Genomic DNA, 18846 nt, shown 5'->3' on the forward strand with positions numbered 1-18846 from the left:
TAGAAGGCCGTTGGAGGAGGATAATATGAATCTAATATTGATGGGGCTTCCTGGTGCTGGGAAAGGCACACAGGCTGAGAAGATTGTAGCAGAATATAGCATCCCTCACATATCAACAGGAGATATGTTTCGAGCAGCAATAAAAAATGAAACGGAATTAGGAATGAAAGCCAAGCAGTTTATGGATGCAGGTGAATTAGTTCCTGACGAAGTAACCATTGGAATTGTTCGTGAACGGTTAAGTCAAGATGATTGTACAAAAGGTTTTCTGTTAGATGGTTTTCCAAGAACCGTTGCTCAAGCAGAAGCTTTAGAAGAGATGTTAACTTCGTTAGAACGAAAAATAGATTATGTTTTAAACATTGATGTTCCTGAAGAGATTTTATTAGAACGTCTAACTGGACGTCGTGTTTCTCCGACATCAGGCAGAACATATCATGTTATATTTAACCCTCCTAAAGTAGAAGGTAAATGTGACGTAGATGGTAGTGACCTGATTCAACGTGATGATGATAAACCAGAAACTGTTGCAAAACGGTTAGAGGTTAACATCAAGCAAGCACAACCGTTAATTGATTTTTATACCGAAAGAGGCTATCTTCGTAACATTGATGGACAGCAGGATATTGTAAAGGTCTATGCAGACATTGAACAACTTCTGAAAGGATTACATGCATGATTATATGTAAGACACAAAGAGAAATAGAAATCATGCGAGAAGCTGGTAGAATCGTTGCTCTTACACACCAGGAGTTAAAGAAACATGTCAATCCTGGTATTTCAACAAGGGAACTTGATGAACTAGCGGAAAAGGTAATTCGCTCCTATGATGCGGTGCCATCTTTTAAAGGCTATAATGGATTTACGGGTAGTATCTGTGCTTCAGTAAATGAAGAATTAGTACACGGGATTCCAGGTAAAAAAGTTCTTAAAAACGGGGATATTATCTCAATTGACATTGGAGCCAATTACAAAGGCTATCATGGAGATTCTGCATGGACCTATGCTGTTGGGGATATATCCGAAGAAGACCAAAAGTTGCTCGATGTCACTGAACAATCATTGTATAAAGGTCTAGCAGAAGCAAAACCAGGTGAACGGTTATCAGATATTTCTCATGCGATACAATCTTATGTTGAACCTTTTGGCTTTTCAATTGTAAGAGAATATGTAGGGCACGGTGTTGGCCAAGATTTGCATGAAGACCCGCAAATTCCACACTATGGTCCCCCGGGTAAAGGCCCTCGCTTAAAGCCTGGAATGGTTCTAGCAATAGAGCCAATGGTGAATGCGGGTAGTCGCTATGTTCGCACGTTAGCTGATAATTGGACAGTTGTTACAACGGATGGGAAGAATTGTGCGCATTTCGAGCATACGATTGCTATTACAGACACGGGGTATGAGATATTAACGAAATTGTAATTGTAGGTGAAGACGACTATGATAGATCCTGAATCGGGACCGCAGCTTGGTCAGATTGTTGAGATTATTAAAGGTCGAGATAAAGAACAGTTTAGTGTGATTATCCGAATCGAAACGGAACGCTTTGTTTATATAGCGGATGGAGACAAACGTAAATATGACCGAGCGAAACGGAAGAATATTCATCACCTCAAGCTCATCAATTACGTCTCTACTGAAGTGAAAAGTAGCATAGAAGAATCTGGTCGGGTAACAAACGGAAAATTGAGATATGCCTTACAAAAGTTTTTAGAGCAAGAAAATCATTTACTGAAGGAAGGTGAGTAAATTCATGGCGAAAGAAGATGTGATTGAAGTAGAAGGTACCGTCATAGAGCCACTGCCAAACGCGATGTTTCGAGTTGAGCTTGAGAATGGGCACAAAGTATTAGCCCACGTATCGGGAAAAATTCGCATGCATTTTATTCGTATTCTTCCAGGGGATAAAGTAACTGTTGAGTTGTCACCATATGACTTAACACGTGGACGAATTACGTATCGATATAAATAATTACTCGTATTACCCAAACAATTTCACAACTAGGAATTGTTTATGGCACTCCGCATCATAAGGAGGTAAAAAGGATGAAAGTCAGACCATCAGTTAAACCAATTTGCGAAAAATGTAAAGTCATTCGTCGTAAAGGTACGGTCATGGTAATTTGTGAAAATCCAAAGCACAAACAAAAACAAGGTTAAATTAAAGGAGGTGCTTAAATGGCACGTATTGCAGGTGTCGACATCCCTCGTGACAAACGAGTTGTTGTCTCATTAACGTATATTTTTGGAGTGGGTAGTAAAAGATCTGCTGAGATTCTTGAAAAAGCTGGTGTTTCTGAAAACACACGCGTTCGAGACCTAACAGAAGATGAGCTTAATAAAATTCGTGAAGTAATTGATGCATATCGCGTAGAAGGTGACCTTCGTCGTGAAATTTCACTTAACATTAAGCGTCTTATCGAGATTGGTTCATACCGTGGCATCCGTCACCGTCGTGGCTTACCAGTTCGTGGACAAAATTCTAAAAACAATGCTCGTACACGTAAAGGTCCTCGTCGTACAGTAGCAAATAAGAAGAAGTAAGGAGGTAGCGTAAATGGCTAAAAGAACGAATACACGTACAAAGCGTCGTCAACGTAAAAACGTAGAAACTGGTGTAGCACACATCAAATCTACTTTTAACAACACGATTGTTACGATTACAGACACTCACGGAAATGCAATTTCTTGGGCTAGTGCTGGTAATTTAGGCTTTAAAGGTTCTCGTAAATCAACTCCATTTGCTGCACAAATGGCTGCTGAAGCAGCTGGTAAAACAGCAATGGAACATGGTATGAAGACGGTTGAGGTTTCTGTTAAAGGACCTGGTGCTGGTCGTGAAGCTGCGATCCGTTCACTACAAGCAGTTGGATTAGAAGTTAACATGATTAAAGACGTTACTCCTGTTCCACATAATGGTTGCCGTCCGCCAAAACGTCGTAGAGTATAAAAGAAATCAAACGGGTTGAATAGATTTCCTTAAAGTGTCAATAATGGGTTAAGACGAGATTTCCCTGTGAAACGGTTCTTACAAGTTATTGACTGTTTAGGTTATATATGTTCGGAACTGCCTAATGGGGAATTCCGGTTAGGCAAATAGCTTTATCTACCGGTGTTCGACGTTTTGAAGGAGGGTTTGTTTAATGATAGAAATAGAAAAGCCAAATATTGAAACGGTTGAGATTAGCGAAGACGCAAAGTATGGGAAGTTCGTAGTGGAACCACTAGAACGTGGATATGGTACAACACTAGGCAACTCTTTACGTCGTATTCTTTTGTCCTCTTTACCTGGGGCTGCTGTGACATCAGTTCAAATTGATGGTGTCTTACATGAATTCTCTACCATTGAAGGTGTAGTAGAAGATGTAACAACGATTATACTTAATCTAAAACAGTTAGCTCTAAAAATATATTCTGATGAAGTAAAAACATTGGAAATTGATATATCTAGTGAAGGGGTCGTTACTGCTGGAGATTTAACACACGATAGTGATGTTGATGTTCTGAATCCTGAGCTACACCTTGCTACTTTAGGTAAGGGTGCACGTTTGCATATGAGAGTTTCTGCTAAACGTGGTCGCGGGTATGTACCAGCAGAAGGGAATAAGTCTGAAGAGCTACCAATTGGTGTTATTCCAATTGATTCAATTTTCACACCTGTCTCTCGCGTAAATTATCAAGTTGAAAACACGCGTGTTGGCCAAATCACAAACTATGATAAACTAACCCTTGATGTTTGGACTGACGGAAGTATTCGCCCAGAAGAGGCAGTGTCTTTAGGGGCAAAAATCTTAACTGAACACTTAAATATCTTTGTAGGATTGACTGACCAAGCTCAAAATGCTGAGATTATGGTTGAGAAGGAAGAAGATCAGAAAGAAAAAGTTCTTGAGATGACGATTGAAGAGCTAGATTTATCTGTTCGTTCTTACAACTGCCTAAAGCGTGCTGGTATAAATACCGTGCAGGAGCTTACGCATAAGTCTGAAGAAGATATGATGAAGGTTCGTAATTTAGGTCGCAAATCTCTTGAAGAAGTTCAAGAGAAGCTTGGAGAGCTTGGCCTAGGCTTACGCAACGAAGAATAGAGATCACTGTTTACCCTTGTGGTAAAACTGCAAAAGGAGGGAAACTATTATGGCATATGCAAAATTAGGACGTACAAGTTCACAACGTAAAGCACTTTTCCGTGATTTAGCTACTGACTTAATTATTAACGAAAGAATCGAAACGACTGAGGCTAAAGCGAAAGAGCTTCGTTCCATCGTTGAAAAATTAATTACATTAGGTAAGCGTGGAGATCTTCATGCTCGTCGTCAAGTTGCTTCTTTCGTTCGTCGTGAAGTAGCAAATGAGGAAGAGAATCAAGATGCAATTCAAAAATTATTCAGTGATATTGCACCTCGTTATGAAGACCGTCAAGGAGGATACACTCGTATCCTGAAAGTGGGTCCTCGTCGTGGAGATGGAGCACCAATGGCGATTATTGAACTAGTATAACAAAAGAGTCTGCGACAAAGGGCACAACAGATCTGAGCTTAGGCTCTGACTCTGAGGGGCCCTTTTTTGTATGAACCAGTAGAATGGTGTGGGAGGACTAATCGGATGGAAAAGCAAATTAGTATTAAAAACCTTTCATACCGCTATGAGGGAAGTTCTGAGTATGCCCTTAAAGGGGTAAACTTAGATATTGCTAAAGGGGAATGGGTAGCCATCATTGGGCATAATGGCTCAGGGAAGTCGACGTTATCTCGTTTCTTTAATGCGCTCCTTCTCCCTGTACAAGGGGATGTTAGGATTTCTAGTTATAATAGTAAAGATGCGCAATCTCTATGGGACATTAGACGAACGGTAGGTTTAGTTTTTCAGAATCCTGATAATCAACTTGTTGCAACTACCGTTAAAGATGATATCGCTTTTGGTCTAGAGAACTTTGGTTTCGACCGAGAAACGATGGAAGACAGGATTGTTCAAAGTGCAAGTAAGGTAGGGATTGACCACTTGCTACTAGAAGAACCCCACCGGTTATCAGGTGGACAAAAACAACGTGTTGCGATCGCTGGTATTATCGCCATTAAACCGGAAGTTATCGTATTAGATGAAGCTACATCCATGTTAGACCCTATTGGACGTAGAGAGGTTATCTCAACGATTCAAGAGGTGAATCACACTGAGAAGATTACTATCGTCTCGATTACGCATGACTTAGCAGAAGCAGCATTAGCAGACCGTATTATTGTAATGAATCAAGGTGAGATTGTTTTAACAGGAACACCGAAACAAGTGTTTGAAAATAGTGCGACATTATATCGGTATGGTTTAGAGCTTCCATTCGCAGTTGAAGTAAGAGAAAGGTTAGTAGAATTAGGGTATGATATCTCAACGCAAGCATTAACTGCGGAGGAAGTGATTAATGAACTATGGACATTACAGTCGAAAACCTAGATCATTGGTATGGAAAAGGGACGCCATTTGAAAAAAAAGCTTTGACTAATATTTCGCTTCATATTGCATCCAAGTCATACACGGCCATTATTGGGCATACGGGGTCTGGGAAGTCAACATTAGTCCAACACATGAACGGTCTCCTTAAGCCAACTGCAGGCACAATAAAAGTAGGTACGCATGTTATTGAAGGAGGGAAGAAATCAAAAGACATGAAAGACTTACGTCGATCTGTGGGGTTTGTTTTTCAGTATCCAGAGCATCAGCTTTTTGATGAAACTGTTGAAAAAGATATTGCTTTTGGTCCGGTGAATTTTGGTATGAGTGAGGAGCTAGCGAAAAAGAAAGCAAGAGAAGTTCTTCATAAAGTAGGACTTCCCGCGGACGTCTTACATAGATCACCATTTGAATTAAGTGGTGGCCAAAAGAGGAGAGCTGCGATTGCAGGTGTACTTGCGATGACACCTAGTGTGCTTATCCTAGATGAGCCAACAGCAGGACTCGATCCAAAGGGGCGTCGTGACATTATGAACTTGTTTTATCAGCTTCATCAAGAAGAAGGACTCACAACAGTCCTAGTTACTCATAACATGCTTGATGCTGCCCTGTTTGCTGACCATATATATGTAATGGATGCAGGGGAGATCGCAATGCAAGGAACGCCTGCAGAGATATTTGCGTCTACGAAAGAGTTACAAAAGATAGGACTAGATGTCCCGGAATCGGTACAGATGATTGAAATGGTAGAGAAACAATTCCAAGTCCAGATGAAACGGGATGTATTCACTTCTTTAGCAGTTGCAGAGGAAATTGACAAGCACATTTGTTATAAGGAGTGATACAATGTTTCAACATGTCATTGTCGGTCAATATGTAAAAGGCCATTCGATTTTCCATCAAATGGACCCACGTTCAAAGTTGATTGCTATTTTCTTACTCGTGCTTATCGTCTTCTTAGCAAACAATTGGTTATCCTATTTTGTTCTTATCATCTTTGCGTTATTATCTATTATCATCTCACAAGTGCCATTATTATATATTTATAAAGGATTAAAACCTATTTTTTTGATTATCGTGTTTACGATGCTCATGCACCTCATTCTAAATAAAGAGGGAGCAGTTGTACTGGAAATGGGTCCTTTCTCTGTATATGAAAGTGGTATAACACAAGGTGTTTTTATAGCGTTACGACTCTTAATCATCGTTGTGTTAACATCATTATTAACGTTGACGACTAAACCACTTGATTTAACAGATGGACTGGAGTTCTTGTTACAGCCATTAACACGCTTTAGGGTACCTGCCCATGAAATAGCACTGATGATGTCGATATCACTTCGCTTTATTCCTACGCTCTTGCAAGAAACAGAGAAAATTCTAAAGGCTCAAATGGCAAGAGGTGTTGACTTTAGTAGTGGCTCTATCATGCAACGGATGAAAGCAGTCATTCCGTTACTAATACCTTTATTCATAAGTGCCTTTAAACGAGCAGAAGACCTTGCTCTAGCGATGGAGTCACGCGGTTATAGGGGTGGAGAGGGTCGTACGAAGTTACGAGAATTAGAGTGGAGAAAAAAGGACACGTCTGTTCTCTTTATTGTGTGTCTTTTTGGGTTTGGATTGTTTTTATTGAGGATATAATGAGGGATGTAAATGAGAAGAATGAAGGCAGTTATTACGTATGATGGGACAAACTTTTGCGGGTTTCAGTCCCAACCAAACCTTCGAACCGTGCAGTCAGAAGTAGAAAAAGCCCTCACTAGAATTCATAAAGGGGAAGAGGTCATCATTACAGCCTCTGGGCGGACTGATGCAGGAGTACATGCACATGGTCAGGTTTTTCATTTTGATACATCATTAGCAATTTCTGAAGAAAAATGGCCTTTTGCTTTTCGAGGACAGTTGCCATTAGATATCGAAATCAGAGAAATAACAGAAGTGGACCGAGATTTTCATGCGCGCTATGACGTTGAGAAAAAAGAATACAGATACCGAGTGTTATGCTCACGTACACGAGACGTGTTTTCAAGGCAATACCAGCATTATGTTCCGTACCAGGTGGATTTTGAACGTATGGTAGCTGGTAGCAAGCATTTACTTGGTAAACATGACTTTACGTCCTTTTGTTCCACGAAAACAGCGACTTCAAACAGGGTAAGAACAATTTATGAACTAGACATTGAAAGAGATGGTAACGAGTTTGTATTTCGCATCGTAGGAAATGGATTTCTTTATAATATGGTTCGTATTATCGTTGGCACACTACTAGAAGTAGGCAGAGGAAAACGTGAGCCGGAAGACATAAAGAGTATCCTTGAAGCTCAGAACAGAAAAAGAGCAGGAAAAACGGCACCTGGTCATGGACTTTACTTGTGGGAAGTCACATATAAAGACGAAACCGCGCAACTGAACGCAGAAAAGGGTCGTAAAAACTAGCAAAATAAAAAATATCTCAAAACAACTCTTCCTAGTGTGACAAAAACGTTGACATTGGGTTTTAATTGAGATATGATGTTAGATGGTATTTCGAAAATAAACCCACTAGCCCCGGGTTTAGGCTTGTTACTATAGACAATGGAATTCCGATAAAAAATGTAATTATTAAAGATACGATATTAGGAGGGAAAATCATGCGTACAACATATATGGCAAAGCCAAACGAAGTTGAACGTAAGTGGTACGTTATTGACGCTGAAGGCCAAACATTAGGTCGTTTAGCAAGTGAAGTAGCCTCTATCCTACGTGGAAAAACAAAACCAACGTTTACTCCACATGTAGATACAGGAGACCATGTAATTCTTATCAATGCATCAAAGATTGTTTTAACAGGTAAAAAACTAACTGACAAGATTTACTACCGTCACAGTAATCATCCTGGTGGACTTAAGCAAACAACTGCTGGTGAAATGTTGAAAAACAAACCAGAAAGAATGCTTGAGCTAGCAATCAAAGGGATGTTACCTAAAAACACTCTTGGACGTAAACAAGGAATGAAACTACACGTATTCGCGGGTAGTGAGCATAACCACCAAGCACAAAAACCAGAAGCTTATGAGCTTCGCGGATAATCGAAGGAGGGTATAAATTTGGCACAAGTACAATATTATGGTACTGGTCGTCGTAAGCACTCTGTAGCACGTGTTCGTTTAGTGCCGGGTGATGGTCGTATCGTTATCAATAACCGTGAAATTGATGTATACTTCAGAGGAAAAGAAACACTTAAGTTAATCGTAAAACAACCTTTAGTAGAAACTGCTACAGAAGGTCAATACGATATTCTTGTAAACGTAACAGGCGGTGGCTACACAGGACAGGCTGGAGCAATCCGTCATGGTGTTTCAAGAGCATTACTAGAAGCGGATCCTGAATTCCGTGGATCATTAAAATCTGCAGGTTTCCTAACACGTGACCCTCGTATGAAAGAGCGTAAAAAATACGGTCTTAAAGCGGCACGTCGTGCACCTCAGTTCTCAAAACGTTAATATACTTGCGTTTCAAGGCTCGCATCCTATTGGGTGGGAGTCTTTTTTTGTAGGGGAAAGAGTAGTATGACGAGGTCCGTTTATGGTTACACAGTGAAGAAGATAGTTTTTCATTAGTAAGGCTAATCGCATTAAAAAACATCGTCTCGCTAATGAATCAGGAGAAACATTTTTATTTATTATTACAATTTTCGTTCTCATTAAACAACTCATGTCCTCTATTGTAAGTTTCGGTAAAAGAGCTTTATTTTTAGGAGAGATGGTCGTTTGTATGAGTGTGGGAGAGGAGACCAGATTGTGATTGGTAAATGAGAATTGCTTATCTGTTGAGTTGTCAAGTCAAGGAGTGAGGCTCGGACCTAACCAGTAAAAGCATATTTACTGTCTTCACTCATCTCAAAGCCCGTTGAGAAAAACTCATTCAATATAGGCAAGTTGTGAGAAACCACTCACAACTTGCCTAAGATAGTGCTGATATTATTCGTTCAAAAAATACAACACGAAACGATTCTAAGAACTAACGACCCAGACATCATAATTTTTAGAGCGTAGTTCATCCGCAAATGCTTCTGCGTTTTCACGATTTTGAAATGCTCCAACTTGAACTTTCCAGAGGCCTTCTTGTTGAAAGATATAAGTTGTATACCCTTCATTGTCTAACTGTTGAGCCTGTCGGTCTGCATTTGCTCTATTGGTAAAAGCCCCTACCTGAACTTTGTACATAGTTTGAGGTTTTTGTTGTAAGTTAAATGCCTGGACAATGCCATTTACATGTCCTCGTGCAATTTTGTTGAGAAAGGATGAACTGGAGAGTAAGTCAGCATCGTTCGGGTTATCAATAAATAGGTTTTCAGTTAAAATAGCAGGCATTGAAGTCTCTCTTAGCACAGCAAAGTTAGCGGTTTTTCTCCCGCGATCTCTAACATTAGTTTCATTAATTATTGCAGAATGCATTAATCGTTGCAGTTGAACAGTGCGGGATGCTTGACTGGTATGAATATAAGATTCAAAGCCTGTACCACCACCTGCATTAACATGAATGGAAATAAAATAGTCAGCTTGCCATTGGTTTGCTTGAGAAGCTCGTTCACTTAAACTGACAGAAACATCATTGGTTCTGCTCATTGATACTTCAACATTTTCATACTCGTTAAGGAGCATGTCCCGAATTCTACTAGAAATGTCCAATGTTAAATGTTTCTCTTGAAGGCCATTACCAACTGCTCCTGAATCCGAACCACCATGTCCTGGATCGATAAAAATTCTAGTCAATTGACTCACTCCTCTATCTATTTTTAGTTGTTTTCATAGATATTTTATGCTCATATAAAACAAGCTGAAACGGCTATTAAATCAGGAGGATAATCTAGATTAATATGTTATTGGTGGCGAAACTTTAGGTTTCTTTCATTGTCTTCCATCTATTAAAAAAAAAGAAACAAAACATTTAAAAAGAAGATTGAAATTATTCGAATAATGTATATAATAGAGTGTAAGCGGATACATCATAAGACCATTCAGAAAACCTAATAATAAATAGGTTAGGAGTTGGTGAAGGACAAAAAATAAAAGAATCTTAAATATTTTTTTCGAAAACAATTAACGCGCGTTAGTTGTTGGTAGCAAAACGAATGTTTATTTTTTTTATAGGACTACTAACGCGTGTTAGTGGTCGAATAAGGGGGAAAAGTCGATGAAAAGGAAGACATTTGTATTATTTTCTTTACTTACATTATTAATTGGCATGTTTTCTACAGGATTTGCAAATACAGGTGGGGTTCAAGCAGAAGATGGCAGACCCATGGGATCAACGTTTTATGAAACGTTTGATACTTTTAATACGGAACGCTGGTCAACAGCAGGAGTATGGTCAAATGGAGATATGTTTAACGCGACATGGTATCCAGAACAGGTTTCATTTTCAGATGGAAAAATGAAATTGCAAATTGACGAGGAAGACAATGAAGAATCAGAGACAGATTATAAATCTGGGGAATTAAGAACGAATGTACATTATCATTACGGATTGTTTGAGGTAAGTATGAAGCCTGCTAAATCAACAGGAACCGTATCTTCATTTTTTACATATACGGGTCCATGGGATTGGGAAAATGACCCGTGGGATGAAATTGATATTGAATTCCTTGGAAAAGATACAACAAGAGTTCAATTTAACTATTTTACTAACGGCGTAGGAAACAATGAACACTACCATGACTTAGGGTTTGACGCATCAGAATCTTTTAATACGTATGCTTTTGAGTGGAGACCAGATTCAATTAGTTGGTATGTTAATGGAGAGTTAGTTTATACAGCCACAGAAAACATCCCGCAAACACCACAAAAAATTATGATGAACTTATGGCCAGGAATTGGTGTAGATGGATGGACAGGTGCATTTAATGGAGAGGATACGCCTGTTGTAGCTGAATATGAGTGGGTAAGGTATACATCATTAGATGAATTAGATAATAACGGGGAACAACCGGAACCAGAAGTGCCAGAAACTCCAGTAGATGAAGAAGAACCAGGCGAAGATAATGAAAGTCCTGCTGAACGTCCGATGGGCTCAAAATTTGAAGAACTTTTTGATACCTTTAATACAGAGCGCTGGTCAACAGCAGGAGTATGGACAAATGGTGCAATGTTTAATGCAACATGGTATCCAGAACAGGTGACATTTTCAGATGGAAAAATGAAGTTGCAAATTGACAAAGAAGATGATGAAGAAGCAGTTCCAGAATATAAGGCTGGGGAATTAAGAACGAATCAGTTTTATCAATACGGGTTGTTTGAAGTCAATATGAAGCCAGCGAAATCAACAGGAACGGTATCTTCATTCTTTACGTATACGGGTCCGTGGGATTGGGATAATGATCCGTGGGATGAGATTGATATTGAGTTCCTTGGTAAGGATACAACAAGAGTTCAATTTAACTATTTTACTAACGGCGTAGGAAACAATGAACACTACCACGACCTAGGGTTTGACGCATCAGAATCTTTTAATACGTATGCTTTTGAGTGGAGACCTGACTCGATTAGTTGGTATGTCAATGGGGAGTTAGTCTATACGGCCACAGAAAACATCCCGCAAACCCCACAAAAAATCATGATGAATTTATGGCCAGGTATTGGAGTGGATGCGTGGACAGGTGTATTTGACGGTGAAGACACTCCAGTTGTAACGGAGTACGATTGGGTAAGGTACACTCCACTAGAGGAATTAGATGATAACGGAGTACAACCGGAACCAGAGATCCCAGTAACACCTGAGACTCCAGAAACACCTGAGGCACCAGAAGTACCTGAGACACCAGAAACACCAGTAGTTGAGGATGGAGAAACAGGAGAAACAGTTGTCGATAAAGAAAAGGGAAATGAGACAGGTGGTAAGAAGTTACCGAATACCGCAACATCTCTTTATAACTATTTGGCAATTGGTTTATTGATTCTTGCAACAGGAGCATTTCTTTATTATAGAAGCCGTAAAAAAATAGTCGAATAATAGAAGATAATTGTTAATAAAAAGGTTGTCCAAGTGGGTAATAGCCATTGCGACAACCTTTTTATGTAAGGTAAAAATAAGCTGTGGATTTAATGGATACTGTCTACAGTTATCCAAGAAGTGTTATAATATGGGTAAATATTGAATTAGTAGGTGTAAACCAGTGCGTAGTGAAGATTTAGCAAAACTTTTAGGGGTTTCTAGAAGTACAATCTCGAGAGTCATAAATAATTATCCAGATATTCCACAAGCCACTCGTGAAAAAGTGTGGAAAGCGATAGAGGAATATAATTACGTACCAAATGCGTCGGCACGGAAGCTAGCAGGAGTAAGAAATAACATGATAGCAATTGTCGTTTTGGATGTAAAAGAAGAGGGTGTACCACATCATTTAAAAACAACAGAAGCCACACTCATATACGATAATCCGTTTTTCTCACCAGTTATAAATGCAGTGAGTGACCAAGCTAATAAATTGGATTATTATGTATTAATTTCTATCGTTTATTCGAAGGAAGATTTAAAGAAAGTTGAAAAGTTATTTTCGCAAAAAATGATAGATGGTGCTATTTTTGTTGGAACCCAGGAGACTGAGAATAATCTTATTTTTAAGCTGATCGAACAGAAATATTTAATTGCACTTATCGATACGAGTGAAATACATAATAATAATCACAATGCGATATATGTCAATGCTGATAACTATGAAGGAAGCTGCAAAGCTATTTCTTATTTAATAGAATTAGGACATAAAAGAATTGGAATGATTACAGGAAACATAAATAAGCTCTCAGCAAAGGATAGACTCCAAGGATATAAAGATACACTTATAAAGAATGGATTACAAATTGAAAAAGAACTCATCTATTACGGTGACTTTATCGAGCGCAGTGGATATAGCGGCGCAAAACAGATGTTAGATAAACCGAATCGTCCAACAGCTCTTTTTGTTAGTAATGACACTATGGCTTTAGGTGTATATAAAGCTGCTGAAGAATTAGGTTTGAATATACCAGAAGACATTTCGGTCATTGGTTTTGATAATGCGATATTTTCACAGTATTTATCACCGCCATTAACAACCATTAATATGCCACTTGTTGAGTTGGCGAAGAGAGCTTCGACGTTACTAATTGAATCAATCGAGCAAAATGAACAACGTGGAATTATTGAAAAAATAGAAGCTACTCTTATTAAAAGACAATCCTGTCAACATGTAGACAACGATTAGTAATATATTTCTAAAGCGAGTAGATTCAGTTGGTTAAGAGGTATTCGTTGAAGGGTACAGGAATAAAATTAGGGATAAGTCTACTAATAGAGGTGAATGCAGTTGGGAAGGGATAACCGGAAAGGTAAAAAGGATAGAGGTTGGATTGCCGATATATTCTTGTACATTCCTGACCTATTCATTCTTGCAGTTAGACTGTTAGTAAGAGCAATAGTTTCTTTAGTGAAACATTGGACGTAAGATTGCCTTAGCCTATTAGTTACACATCTTAATCTGAACAGCAAATTCCTGTCATAAAAAAAGGTATCACCTAAGCTTTCTAGCTTTTGTGATACCTTTTTTATTTTAATAACAATGAAGCCGCGTGAGTTAAATCATGAAGGGTAAGGGCTTCGCACACTGGAAGTGCTCCAATAAGAAGAACGCTTATTGAAGCACTTTTCAAAAGATAGCAGTGGCTTCGCTCCTTGCTAAACTAAAAATGCGATAAATCGCATTTTTAGTTAAATAAATCTCTTAATTTTTCCCAGAATCCTTTAGGTTGTTCCTCTACTTCTTCTGTTGTTTCTTCTTCAGGTTTAGTAATTGAATCGGTTTTGATCACAAACTGGACATTGTTTATTTTTGTGTTGTTAGGTGAGACGAATGAGATTGGGTCAAAATCAGATTTATCAAATTCAGAAATCATTTTATCGATTTCTTCTTGCATTTGTTCGGGTAAATCATTTGTTGCATCAGCTAATTCGCCTGTACCGTCTCGAAGTTCACCTACACCCGAAATTAATTCAGAAGTTCCATCTGCTATCTCGACAATGCCAGAATGAATATCATGATAGGACCTGGCTAACTGAGAGATTCCAGACGTATAGTCTGAAAGGCCTTTATGAAAATCACCGTAGTTTGCGGAAAGTTGTTGTAGCCCTTCTTCAAGCTGAGCTAACGAGTCCATCGCATCCATTGATTGTAACGATGTACGAAGCTCACCCGCAATGGATGATAATGCTGTACCCATTTCCTGAACAGAACCACCAATGGTTACTAATGTTGAATCGACAGCAGCCAGACCATCGCGAACAGCATTGTACGTTCCTTTTGCTTGCAATGCCGCAGTATAAGTCTGAACTAATTTGTCGACTGTGTCTGGGTTGGCACCACTTACATATAATTCTTGAATGGTATCCTCGCTGATGGCGTGTTGAGGAATTGAATTCATCGCGGAGTCTAATGCCGCAAACGCTTGAGCATAATTTTGTTGCAATACGTTTAATCCACTAGCGGTTTCGGTTAAACCAGAAGAAAGTTCGGTAAGACCGTCAGGCAATGCCTGTAATAAGCTTAAGTCAATACTATCACCAGATTCAAAAGAACGACTAATCGTTGCTAAAGCTTCATTGATTTTCTGTGAGGCTGAGATGAGTTGAGCAGATCCGTCATTCACATCATTCATACCAGCAAGATATTGACTAGAGCCGTTTCGTAACTCGCTCATGCCATTATTTAAGGAAGAGACCCCAGTTTCTAACTCTTTCACTCCGTCGTGAAGTTGTTGGATTGCATCATTCAATGTATTCATATCATCAGTCATATCATCAATATCCGGTGCGTCTATGGCCATAGAAGAAGGAACTGCTGCAATTTCAATGCCCTCCATCTCAAAGTCAATCACATCAGCTGATACAAAAAAGTTTCCGTCTTGTTCTGGCATCACTGTAAACGTAACTTGTCTGTTTTTTCCTACGTTTGCCATCGTCGCATCAGGAGCTTCAATATCTGTGAATGTTTCCCCATCTAGGATGAATGAAATTTGTAAAATATAGTTTTCATAAAAAAGTGGGTCTGATTGGTCGTTGGCTGATGTCTTGATTTCCGCTTTAAATTGGCCGTTTTGCCCAATTAGTGCATCGGCGTCAATAGCCTGGTTATTTAAAAAATAGGATACGTCAATATTCCAAGGAAGCTGTTGGCTTTGAAGGTTTCCTTGGTAATAAAATTGTCCTTCAGGAGCGTCAATAAGAACTTGGTCATCGTCTTGTTTTATTTCCGTTAAGCTTGTTAAGTTCCTAACACTTTCATAGTCGCCATAATCAATAATGGTACCCGCTCTTCTCACATCAAGTATATTGACAACATAAATTTCATTTAAATCCCCATCGGATGATAAGTTCGCATAGACGACTTCATCTTTTCGAACATACTCACCAGTAACTCGTTCATCTGTGATTTCATTTTCATTTATATTGCGATCATTGCTTGTCGCATGAGCGAGAAATGAAGGCAAGACTAGGGTGGTAATCAAAAACAAAAAAAGTAATTTCTTTTTACTCATCATCATTTCTCTCCTTATAATAGTTTGATTTAAATGTAGTTTTGCTGACGACTTTATCAAATACAAGCAACATGGCTGGCAGGAATAATACGACCATGATAAAAGCAAGCATTGCTCCTCTTCCTAGTAAGAGTCCGATTGAAGACACGATAGGATTAGTGGAGGTAAGCCATAATATAAATCCAACACTCGAAAGAATGGCTGCTGAAATCGTAATCGCAAATGTCTTTTCATGTAATGTTTGCTTAAATGCTTGGATAGCCGTCATTTCTTTTCGTTTTTTCATATACGCTTCGGTCAGTAAAATGCCATAGTCGACGGTAGCGGCTAACTGAACTGTGCTGACAATCAAGTAGCCAACAAACACTAACGATACATCCGTAAAATAAGGAATGGATAGATTGACCCAAACCGCTGTTTGAATCGTAAGCAGTAAAATGATCGGTATTGAAATTGATTTGAACGTAAAGAACAGGACGAGAGCAATAGCTACAACGGTCATCGTATTCACAACGACATTGTCTCTTTCAACAACCCTCTTCATTTCATAAAGGGTTACACTTTCGCCAAGGGAGTACGCATCACTGTCATAATAAGAAGCAGTCATCTCCTGAATCGTTTCAACGAGAGAAAAAGCAGTGTCTCCTTCTTTATCCGTATTTGTATAAAGAATCATTCGGGTGTAATGATCAGAATAAAACTCTGAAAGTATCGATTCATCTAGATATTCTGGTGGGATCACGGAACTTACTGAGCTTACATACGAAACAATGCTTGTAACTTGAGGTAATTCTTTTAGATCTTGTGCCAGTTCCATTTCTTTTACGATATCTCCTCTTGGAACAAGGAGTACAACAGGAGTCGACTTTCCAAACGCTTCTTCAATCGCAAGTAAATCACTTCCTGAACGAGTAGTTTCAGGTTGCTCTCCTATTCCATACGTAAACGAAGTATTATTTTGAGCTAAAAAGCTAGGGACAATCAACAGTAAAACAATAATTAATGTAGGGAAACGTACTTTCATTACGAAGTCGCCTACTTTAGTGAAGTCAGGAACAAATGATTTATGTTGTGTTTTATCAATCCATTTAAAGAAGCACAACGTTAACGCTGGCAAAAATATCATAATACTAATAAAACTAAACACAATCCCTTTCACGAGGTTTAAGCCTAAATCAGCACCGATTTCAAAGTTCATTAACGTTAAAGCTAAAAATCCAAAGAACGTAGTCGCGGCACTTGCTCCTATGGCAGGAAATGATTTTTTGATAGCCATTTGCATCGCTTCTTCTGGACTTCCCATTTTCTTACGGTAGCTAGAGAAACTGTGAAGTAAAAAGATAGCGTAATCAAGGGAAACTGCGAGCTGCAGTACAGGGCTCACAGACTGAGTCACAAACGAAACTTCACCAATAAATATATTCGTTCCTAAGTTAATTAGGATCGAAACACCGATGGCGGTTAGAAAGAAAACTGGCTCTACCCAAGATGTCGTAGAAACGACAAGAATGATTATAATAATTGGGACAAGTAAGGCAGCAGCGTATAACGTTTCCGTTACTGCCATGCTTTGTTGAGTGGCTGTATCTACAGCTTCTCCAGCCATTGCATTATCATCACCGATTAAAGCGTATATTTCATTGGTTACGGCAACCTCTTCTCCCTCGCGGATGCCGATAGAGAAAAGAGCTTTATCGTTTTTATAATAAGTTTCAACGAGTTTGTTATCTATCATTTCTAGAGGTGTTTTAAGGTCAACAACATCATCTAACCAAATAACATCTGTCACACCGTCAATTAATGATAAATTGTTTTTATACATAAGAGCTTCTTGAATGGACACATCATGAATCATAATCCTAGTATTAGGAACGCTGCCGCCAAATTCCTCTTCCATAATATCAATCGCTAATGTTGACTGCGCCTCATCAGGCAAATAATCTGTCATGTTATAGTTTACGGATACAAAAAACTGGGCTATGGTACAGATAATTGTAATCAGAAAAAAGAAAATAACAATTGCTTTTTTATGCCTGACGATATGTGCTGGTATATTAATTCGAATCACTCCCTCTTGCTGCGTTTCCACTACACAATTATAATGACACTGTGTTGGGTATTCAACAAACAGTTTAGAAAATAACGTTAAGTAATCAACACAATGTAGTTATGTGTTGAAAAACTGATGTAAAGATAAGCGAAAGGAGCATTTAAAGTTGGATAGGCGAAAAAAATACACAAAAATGGTTTTAAAAGAATCCTTAATTATTCTACTGAAAGAAAAATCGATTTCTAATATTACAATAAAAGAACTTTGTGAAGATGCGGATATTAATCGCTCTACTTTTTATTCCCACTACAAAGATGTATATGACCTCCTGTATCAAATTGAAGATGACCTTCTTGAAGATATGAATAACACGTTAAAAAGCTATAATCATAATAAGGATGAAGAAGCATTAGAAATGACCGAAAAATTGTTAGAATACGTTTCACTGAATCGTGATATTTGCCAAACTTTACTCGGCGAACATGGCGATGTAAGTTTTCAGAAGCGCGTTATGGAAATTGCCCGTACATACATGATGCTAGAAATTGAAGATATTGATTCTGGCTCGTCAAAATATGTAAGTGTGTTCACTCTTAGTGGTTGTATACATGTCATTAAAGAGTGGTTAAAGAATGGCGTGGACCAACCACCAAAGGAAATGGCAAAGATTATTATTAATGTAACCAAAAGAGGTCTTTCATCTTTTGAATAAACAAAACCTTATGAAAGGTAATAATTGGATTGGAGAAAAACAACAAGAATTCCACTGAATATCACACCATATTTTCCTGATACTAAGATAAA

Annotated in this window: 21 protein-coding genes and 1 pseudogene; 19 read left to right on the plus strand and 3 right to left on the minus strand. The window is 38.6% G+C overall.

Translation table 11 applies throughout. The features are described 5' to 3' along the window. Positions 1–25: 25 nt before the first annotated feature. The 15 genes from BK585_RS00345 to rpsI all read left to right on the plus strand — a co-directional run bounded on the left by BK585_RS00345 (position 26) and on the right by rpsI (position 8927). Positions 26–679, plus strand: a complete 654-nt coding sequence (locus BK585_RS00345) for an adenylate kinase (protein WP_078551189.1) — start codon at positions 26–28, stop codon at positions 677–679. Continuing rightward, the gene (map, locus tag BK585_RS00350; protein ID WP_078551190.1) at positions 676–1422 is read left to right on the plus strand and encodes a type I methionyl aminopeptidase; all 747 of its coding nucleotides are present in this window, start codon (positions 676–678) and stop codon (positions 1420–1422) included. The genes BK585_RS00345 and map overlap by 4 nt, the downstream gene beginning before the upstream one ends. A gap of 18 nt (positions 1423–1440) precedes the next feature. Next, positions 1441–1749, plus strand: coding sequence for a KOW domain-containing RNA-binding protein (locus BK585_RS00355; RefSeq protein WP_078551191.1), 309 nt, complete (start codon positions 1441–1443; stop codon positions 1747–1749). A gap of 4 nt (positions 1750–1753) precedes the next feature. Then, complete coding sequence (gene infA, locus BK585_RS00360; RefSeq protein WP_003322635.1) at positions 1754–1972, plus strand: translation initiation factor IF-1; 219 nt, start codon at positions 1754–1756, stop codon at positions 1970–1972. Positions 1973–2046: 74 nt separating this feature from the next. Next, a complete protein-coding gene (rpmJ, locus tag BK585_RS00365) occupies positions 2047–2160 on the plus strand; it encodes a 50S ribosomal protein L36 (protein ID WP_003322638.1) in 114 nt (37 codons plus the stop codon). An 18-nt stretch (positions 2161–2178) separates the two neighbouring features. Continuing rightward, positions 2179–2544, plus strand: coding sequence for a 30S ribosomal protein S13 (gene rpsM / locus BK585_RS00370; protein ID WP_078551192.1), 366 nt, complete (start codon positions 2179–2181; stop codon positions 2542–2544). A gap of 13 nt (positions 2545–2557) precedes the next feature. Continuing rightward, on the plus strand, positions 2558–2950 hold the full coding sequence (gene rpsK, locus BK585_RS00375; protein WP_078551193.1) for a 30S ribosomal protein S11: 393 nt from the start codon (positions 2558–2560) through the stop codon (positions 2948–2950). A gap of 193 nt (positions 2951–3143) precedes the next feature. Beyond that, positions 3144–4088, plus strand: coding sequence for a DNA-directed RNA polymerase subunit alpha (locus BK585_RS00380; protein WP_078551194.1), 945 nt, complete (start codon positions 3144–3146; stop codon positions 4086–4088). 49 nt (positions 4089–4137) lie between these two features. Then, the gene (gene rplQ, locus BK585_RS00385; RefSeq protein ID WP_078551195.1) at positions 4138–4500 is read left to right on the plus strand and encodes a 50S ribosomal protein L17; all 363 of its coding nucleotides are present in this window, start codon (positions 4138–4140) and stop codon (positions 4498–4500) included. Between the two features lie 105 nt (positions 4501–4605). Further along, positions 4606–5445, plus strand: a complete 840-nt coding sequence (locus BK585_RS00390) for an energy-coupling factor transporter ATPase (protein WP_078551196.1) — start codon at positions 4606–4608, stop codon at positions 5443–5445. After that, positions 5421–6284: an energy-coupling factor ABC transporter ATP-binding protein gene (locus BK585_RS00395; protein WP_078551197.1), complete on the plus strand. Its 864-nt coding sequence runs from the start codon at positions 5421–5423 to the stop codon at positions 6282–6284. The genes BK585_RS00390 and BK585_RS00395 overlap by 25 nt, the downstream gene beginning before the upstream one ends. Before the next feature lie 4 nt (positions 6285–6288). Further along, complete coding sequence (locus BK585_RS00400; protein ID WP_078551198.1) at positions 6289–7086, plus strand: energy-coupling factor transporter transmembrane component T family protein; 798 nt, start codon at positions 6289–6291, stop codon at positions 7084–7086. Between the two features lie 12 nt (positions 7087–7098). Continuing rightward, the gene (gene truA / locus BK585_RS00405; RefSeq protein ID WP_078551199.1) at positions 7099–7881 is read left to right on the plus strand and encodes a tRNA pseudouridine(38-40) synthase TruA; all 783 of its coding nucleotides are present in this window, start codon (positions 7099–7101) and stop codon (positions 7879–7881) included. 194 nt (positions 7882–8075) lie between these two features. Beyond that, the gene (rplM, locus tag BK585_RS00410; protein WP_078551200.1) at positions 8076–8513 is read left to right on the plus strand and encodes a 50S ribosomal protein L13; all 438 of its coding nucleotides are present in this window, start codon (positions 8076–8078) and stop codon (positions 8511–8513) included. A gap of 18 nt (positions 8514–8531) precedes the next feature. Then, complete coding sequence (gene rpsI, locus BK585_RS00415; RefSeq protein WP_078551201.1) at positions 8532–8927, plus strand: 30S ribosomal protein S9; 396 nt, start codon at positions 8532–8534, stop codon at positions 8925–8927. Positions 8928–9437: 510 nt separating this feature from the next. Here rpsI and BK585_RS00420 read toward each other — a convergent pair. Then, complete coding sequence (locus BK585_RS00420) at positions 9438–10199, minus strand: N-acetylmuramoyl-L-alanine amidase (RefSeq protein WP_078551202.1); 762 nt, start codon at positions 10197–10199, stop codon at positions 9438–9440. 472 nt (positions 10200–10671) lie between these two features. Between BK585_RS00420 and bglS (BK585_RS24335) the strand changes: the two are divergent. The 3 genes and pseudogenes from bglS (BK585_RS24335) to BK585_RS00435 all read left to right on the plus strand — a co-directional run. After that, positions 10672–11379: pseudogene (gene bglS / locus BK585_RS24335) on the plus strand (beta-glucanase); the annotation flags it as partial. Between the two features lie 111 nt (positions 11380–11490). Beyond that, a complete protein-coding gene (bglS, locus tag BK585_RS24770; RefSeq protein ID WP_078556542.1) occupies positions 11491–12435 on the plus strand; it encodes a beta-glucanase in 945 nt (314 codons plus the stop codon). 163 nt (positions 12436–12598) lie between these two features. Then, positions 12599–13666, plus strand: coding sequence for a LacI family DNA-binding transcriptional regulator (locus tag BK585_RS00435; RefSeq protein WP_078551203.1), 1068 nt, complete (start codon positions 12599–12601; stop codon positions 13664–13666). Positions 13667–14165: 499 nt separating this feature from the next. Here the strand turns inward: BK585_RS00435 and BK585_RS00440 are convergent, their stop codons facing one another. Then, the gene (locus BK585_RS00440) at positions 14166–15992 is read right to left on the minus strand and encodes a YhgE/Pip domain-containing protein (protein ID WP_245805759.1); all 1827 of its coding nucleotides are present in this window, start codon (positions 15990–15992) and stop codon (positions 14166–14168) included. Continuing rightward, positions 15985–17940 (minus strand): efflux RND transporter permease subunit, encoded by a 1956-nt coding sequence (locus BK585_RS00445; RefSeq protein WP_419095554.1) that lies wholly within the window; start codon positions 17938–17940, stop codon positions 15985–15987. Before BK585_RS00445 ends, BK585_RS00440 begins: the two co-directional genes overlap by 8 nt. Positions 17941–18208: 268 nt before the next feature. On the opposite strand from BK585_RS00445, the gene BK585_RS00450 reads away from it, so the two are divergent. Beyond that, positions 18209–18754, plus strand: a complete 546-nt coding sequence (locus tag BK585_RS00450; RefSeq protein ID WP_342744263.1) for a TetR/AcrR family transcriptional regulator — start codon at positions 18209–18211, stop codon at positions 18752–18754. Positions 18755–18846 lie beyond the last annotated feature (92 nt).

Source organism: Bacillus alkalicellulosilyticus, from assembly GCF_002019795.1.
Lineage (GTDB): Bacteria > Bacillota > Bacilli > Bacillales > Bacillaceae_F > Bacillus_AO > Bacillus_AO alkalicellulosilyticum.

Excerpts from the sequence above, each read along its gene's own strand:
- BK585_RS00345 (WP_078551189.1), top strand. The coding sequence starts at position 26 with ATGAATCTAATATTGATGGGGCTTCCTGGTGCTGGGAAAGGCACACAG.
- map (WP_078551190.1), top strand. The coding sequence starts at position 676 with ATGATTATATGTAAGACACAAAGAGAAATAGAAATCATGCGAGAAGCT.
- BK585_RS00355 (WP_078551191.1), top strand. The coding sequence starts at position 1,441 with ATGATAGATCCTGAATCGGGACCGCAGCTTGGTCAGATTGTTGAGATT.
- infA (WP_003322635.1), top strand. The coding sequence starts at position 1,754 with ATGGCGAAAGAAGATGTGATTGAAGTAGAAGGTACCGTCATAGAGCCA.
- rpmJ (WP_003322638.1), top strand. The coding sequence starts at position 2,047 with ATGAAAGTCAGACCATCAGTTAAACCAATTTGCGAAAAATGTAAAGTC.
- rpsM (WP_078551192.1), top strand. The coding sequence starts at position 2,179 with ATGGCACGTATTGCAGGTGTCGACATCCCTCGTGACAAACGAGTTGTT.
- rpsK (WP_078551193.1), top strand. The coding sequence starts at position 2,558 with ATGGCTAAAAGAACGAATACACGTACAAAGCGTCGTCAACGTAAAAAC.
- BK585_RS00380 (WP_078551194.1), top strand. The coding sequence starts at position 3,144 with ATGATAGAAATAGAAAAGCCAAATATTGAAACGGTTGAGATTAGCGAA.
- rplQ (WP_078551195.1), top strand. The coding sequence starts at position 4,138 with ATGGCATATGCAAAATTAGGACGTACAAGTTCACAACGTAAAGCACTT.
- BK585_RS00390 (WP_078551196.1), top strand. The coding sequence starts at position 4,606 with ATGGAAAAGCAAATTAGTATTAAAAACCTTTCATACCGCTATGAGGGA.
- BK585_RS00395 (WP_078551197.1), top strand. The coding sequence starts at position 5,421 with ATGGACATTACAGTCGAAAACCTAGATCATTGGTATGGAAAAGGGACG.
- BK585_RS00400 (WP_078551198.1), top strand. The coding sequence starts at position 6,289 with ATGTTTCAACATGTCATTGTCGGTCAATATGTAAAAGGCCATTCGATT.
- truA (WP_078551199.1), top strand. The coding sequence starts at position 7,099 with ATGAGAAGAATGAAGGCAGTTATTACGTATGATGGGACAAACTTTTGC.
- rplM (WP_078551200.1), top strand. The coding sequence starts at position 8,076 with ATGCGTACAACATATATGGCAAAGCCAAACGAAGTTGAACGTAAGTGG.
- bglS (WP_078556542.1), top strand. The coding sequence starts at position 11,491 with ATGGGCTCAAAATTTGAAGAACTTTTTGATACCTTTAATACAGAGCGC.
- BK585_RS00440 (WP_245805759.1), bottom strand. The coding sequence starts at position 15,992 with ATGAGTAAAAAGAAATTACTTTTTTTGTTTTTGATTACCACCCTAGTC.
- BK585_RS00445 (WP_419095554.1), bottom strand. The coding sequence starts at position 17,940 with ATGACAGATTATTTGCCTGATGAGGCGCAGTCAACATTAGCGATTGAT.